Below are 4,537 nucleotides of genomic sequence, written 5' to 3' on the forward strand. Positions count from 1 at the left end.
AGCCGCGTCCGTAGCCGAGCTTACGCTGAATGAGTTCATGGCCGGGCAGTGGCTGGTTTTGGAATTCGACTACGGGCAAGCCCTCTGCCCAGAACACTTGCTTGAGTGCCTCGTGCGCCTGATCCACTGAGACGGCGAGCCCGGCAGCTTCCGGATCGAAACGAAACCGGTACATGTGGTAGCAGTGCTCGCGGTCGGCCCCTTCTAGCGGTCCCGAAAAGCCGGGGATCTCGGCAAGGACTTCATTGAGCCGCGCGGCGCTCCTCCGTCGCAGGGCTGTATAGGATTCGAGGTGATAGATCTGCCGGCTGACCATGACAGCAGACAACAGGTTGATACGGTAGTTCCACCCCATGGTGGCACCGATCAAACGATAGGATCCATCGACATTGACTTCCTCGCCGAAGGCCTTCAGCCTTGCGGCCCGGTTCCGAACCTCGCGATCGCGGGTGACGAGAACGCCGGCCTCCCCGACCGATGGCAGGTTCTTTCCGGACATGAGACTTGCGGCGCCTACCGTCGCATGCCCGCCGGCTGGCCGGCCGCGGTACGTAGCACCGACGGCCTGAGAAAAGTCCTCGATCAACGGCAGGCCGTGTCGGTCGCAAACGGCACGGATTTCGTCCATATCTGCCGGAAGGCCATGCAGATGAACGACCATCACTGCGCGCGTGCGGGGCGACACGGCAGCCTCTACGGACTCCGCCGTCAGATTGTAGGAGTGCGCGTCGACATCAGCGAACACCGGGATCGCCTGATGGTGTAGGACAGCGGCTGCGCACGCAATGTAGGCGAGTGCAGGAAGCACGACCTCGTCACCTGGCTGGACGTCAACGCCGGCCAACGCGCAATGCAGGGCGGCTGTCCCGCTATTAAGCGCAAGCGCATATTTGCTACCGGTAAGAATCGCCATCTCGTTCTCGAATTCGTGCACCTGGGCCGTGCACGACATTTCCGTGAACAGACCGGATTCGAGCTGCCGAATGACGGCATCGAGATCAGCGCGATCGAGACGCGGCCAACGCGACATCATGACGTAACCGCGCGGCGCGACGGGGTCGCCGCCGTCGATGGCAAGCCGCGGGCGCGGGGCGCAAATGGGATGCTGGATACTCATGCGTGCACCAGGGCCTCCACGGTGTTCATCTCGTTGGGGTCACCCGCGAGCAACTCCCGGATCGCGCAGCCTTCGGTTTCTGGCGATGGCGCGATACCGAGCAGCGACGCGATGGTCGGCGCGACATCAATCACGGGATGCAGGGGTGCCGGGACGTCCCGGCGGACGATCTGTGGACCAGCCGCGTAAAGGCGGCTATGCAGGCGCGGATCAAGCGGTGAAAAATGATCGTGTCCGCTCGTGAACTCGCACCATGGCTCTGTTACCTGAAAAAGGGGTCCGCGATCGTTGCGGGCCTGGTAGCCACTGGCACAGAAGAACACCACGTCACCCATGCCCTCGCCGGCTCCGCCCAGATGAGCGAGGTCGCGACGCGGACAGGCACTGAGGATCGGTCGCTCACCCGTGGTCGGCTCGGTCAGCGTCACGAGCTCCCTGCACAGCATTTCGACCAGTTTCTCGGCCTCGCGTTCGGAAACAATGCCACCCGGCACGGTGTCGGCGCGGTTGAGGTGAAGGCTGTTGCCGTAGGCGCAGATGCGAGAGCGACTCCAATCGACCCCCTCGCCGCCATCTATGAAGGTAATCAGGCCCCGCTCTGCTAACCACTCATTGAGTCGCACTGTGGTGTGATGGAGATCCTGGCCATGATCGCCGGTGACGATGATATTGGCCTCCCCCGCAGCTGCCACCACAGCGCCGACGAGTTCATCCGCCATGGTGTAGAACCGTCGCAGCAGGGCATGCGCTTCGTGATGTCGTGCGCTATCGTAGCGCGGGTGGCGCGGATCGAGTGCGCCGTGCAGAAGGTGATGCGCCCAGTCCACGAAGTGGACTTGGACAGCGAAGAAGTCCCATGGTTCTCGGCTAAGGATTGATCGCGAAACTCGGCACAACCAATCGAGATTGAGCTGACACCTCTCGACGTGAGTGGCGAGGTCGACTGCGCCGGAGAAGACCAAGCTGGGGTCGGTCTGCTCCTCGATCGGGCCGGCCGCATCGAAATGCCGTTGCCACGCCTCCGCCGGAAGGCTGTGGCCGTGGAGCGCGTGCACACTGGTGTTGAAAAGCGAGATGCGCGGCGGCGTGGCTTCTATGCTCATAAGTTTAAAGCGCAATGCGTGGTCCTCGCGTCCAGTGCGTCCCTCCGCCTCAACGACGATCGGATCGCTCCATTTGCCGAGCTCCAGGGAGGTGCAAACATGCGACCAGTCTGGTTCGGACGCGATCGCCAGCTGGAGCTGGCCGTGCCGACGCAACACCGCCAGCGCAAACTCAACAGGCCGCTTGCCCCAGATGTTCGGCAGCGACAGGTGGGCGAAGAACGTCGCGTCGCCTCCGCCATTCGGCTCGCCGGTCCATGCCGGCCCGGAGGCTATCACTCCGGTACCTGGCCATGTCGATGTGCCGGCTGCGGCAGCCTCGTGCAGACAGGATATTCCGCCCCATCCAGCCGCGCCATCGATGCGCAGGGACGCTTGGGACGGATACGACACCGGAAACTTCACGACATACGACCGGCGACCGTTTAGCAGCGCGGTCTGCCACACCGGCTCCGCTTTGAGCCGATCGGCGTAGACCCCCGCGATACGACGATCGAGCGGCCGGCCGGCGCGAGGTGTAAGGAAACCTTGGATGTTGTTTGTTTGAGGATGGCAGCCCGTCATCATCGCCGCCCAAGCGACCGGCGTGCAAGCCGGAACGGTCGACAGGAGAGGCACCTCGCACCCGCGCGCCCTCAGATCGGTCAAGCTTGGCATGGTCTCCGCGTTCAAGAATTCATCCATGAACAGAGGAGCGAAGCCATCGATTCCGACGAGCGCTACCCTACGACGAGCATCTTGGCGCACAGGCGCCTCCCCTTGCGACGTGGCTCTATTTGGGCGTCCCCACCGCCGCGGCAGCCGTGGCTACGCGCTCCTCTAAAAGAGTGACATCTGCCGGACCTCGCGGTGCCGTAACGACGCCTGTGGAGGCAAGCGGTGAATTGTGCAGATGAACGATCTTGATGTCATTGCCTAAGCGCTGAAGCACTAGAGTCGAGCGCATGTTGGTCGACTGACTATCGAACGCAACACGGTTATGATACGTAACGACCGCCATATCGCCCGCAATGCGAATCTCCGGTGAGAGTATTTGCGACCGCCGCGTCCCCTTAAATTGTCCGTCGAATCCTCGCTTGAACTCCTCTGCGCCGTCGATGCGGGTTGGAACCGATATGCTAAAGACTGATACATCGTCGGCAAACAGTTTGAAGAACGACGCATCGCCCTTTTCATAGGTTGATACAAACTGCTTCAAAAACGCTGTCACGTCGGGTTCGCTCAATGCCATGGATCTTCTCCGTTGGTCGGTAAAGCGGCCCGCTCCATCCGAGCGCAGCCGATCTTTCACAAGCAGAGCCTAACAACCGGCATTCTCAGATCCGCCTCAGACGCATCACAGCTTGATCACAGCTGCGCCAATTTTGCCAACTGCGGAGTCACGCGCAGCATTAAGCAGCCCACGCACTTTTGCCAGCAGGAGCATCATTGCTGTCGGTCAAAATGAAAGCAGCGCGCAGCGCGGAGGGCTGGACCCGCCTCCGCTGGCCACACGAATTTCGAAACACTTGAACGACAAGTACCGACGCAGCTGGGCGCCAACCGCCTGAGCTAGCGTTCGACCGACTTCCTGGGAGGATGGGATTGGAAAGCCGCCGCGCCCGGCTCCCTGTCGCTCGCCTCATGCAGAAGAGTTGAGCAAACGTTGACAACTTGAGAGCAGGCGTCTCTCAGTTGAACGAGGCTGCGATCGTCGACCCGGTGAGACGCCCTTCTATCGACTTGGCACTTCGTCCGCGCTTTCGATTGGCTGCTGGAAGTAGAAGCGAGACACGAAATCAGGCGTTGAGCTTCTCCCTCGATCGCAACGCCGAGTTCCTCAGTGAACACACGCCGGCACGCTAGGGCGCGCGCAGCTGCCAGAGATCGCCGACCCGTCGAGAGGCAAGCTTTAATCATAAATACGTGAATAGCCTCCAGATACGGATCAACCCGAAGAAACCGGTCCGCATACGTTATGACTTCGTCGTACCTGCCAACATCGTTGTGATACTCGACCAGGAACTGCAGGATATCGAGGTAGCACTGACGCAAATACTGCCGTTTTTCGGCCACCCACTCCAAGTCCAACTCTCGCAGAAAGTCCCCCGCATATAGGTCGACGCACCTCGTTAACACGGCAACATCGTCGGCCGACGCTTGCCCCTGTCGGATATGGCATCGCTTCACCGCAGCCTCGAAGTCAACGAGGTCGATCTCGACAACATCACGTCCATTGATCCTGACGTCGCCGTTCGGCTCGATTAGCAGGAGTTGTCTAGTAGTCGTTTGCGCACCGCTATCGCCCAAGTGACGAAGTCGCCAAAGAATGGTGCTC

The 4,537-nt window shown here is 60.9% G+C and carries 4 protein-coding genes; all 4 read right to left on the reverse strand.

Going from position 1 to position 4,537, the window contains the following annotated elements:
• Positions 1 to 1,117: DegT/DnrJ/EryC1/StrS family aminotransferase (locus tag FNJ47_RS44690; protein WP_163162974.1), on the reverse strand; the 1,117-nt coding region annotated here is incomplete at its 3' end.
• Positions 1,114 to 2,967, reverse strand: coding sequence for an alkaline phosphatase family protein (locus FNJ47_RS44695; protein WP_347341815.1), 1,854 nt, complete (start codon positions 2,965 to 2,967; stop codon positions 1,114 to 1,116). The genes FNJ47_RS44695 and FNJ47_RS44690, both read right to left, overlap by 4 nt.
• A gap of 25 nt (positions 2,968 to 2,992) precedes the next feature.
• Positions 2,993 to 3,451, reverse strand: a complete 459-nt coding sequence (locus FNJ47_RS44700; protein ID WP_163162978.1) for a nuclear transport factor 2 family protein — start codon at positions 3,449 to 3,451, stop codon at positions 2,993 to 2,995.
• A gap of 320 nt (positions 3,452 to 3,771) precedes the next feature.
• Positions 3,772 to 4,537, reverse strand: a 766-nt coding sequence (locus FNJ47_RS44705) for a bacterial transcriptional activator domain-containing protein (protein ID WP_206685406.1), incomplete at its 5' end; no start/stop codon positions are given.

The sequence above is a fragment of the Bradyrhizobium uaiense genome, assembly GCF_010811875.1.
Lineage (GTDB): Bacteria > Pseudomonadota > Alphaproteobacteria > Rhizobiales > Xanthobacteraceae > Bradyrhizobium > Bradyrhizobium uaiense.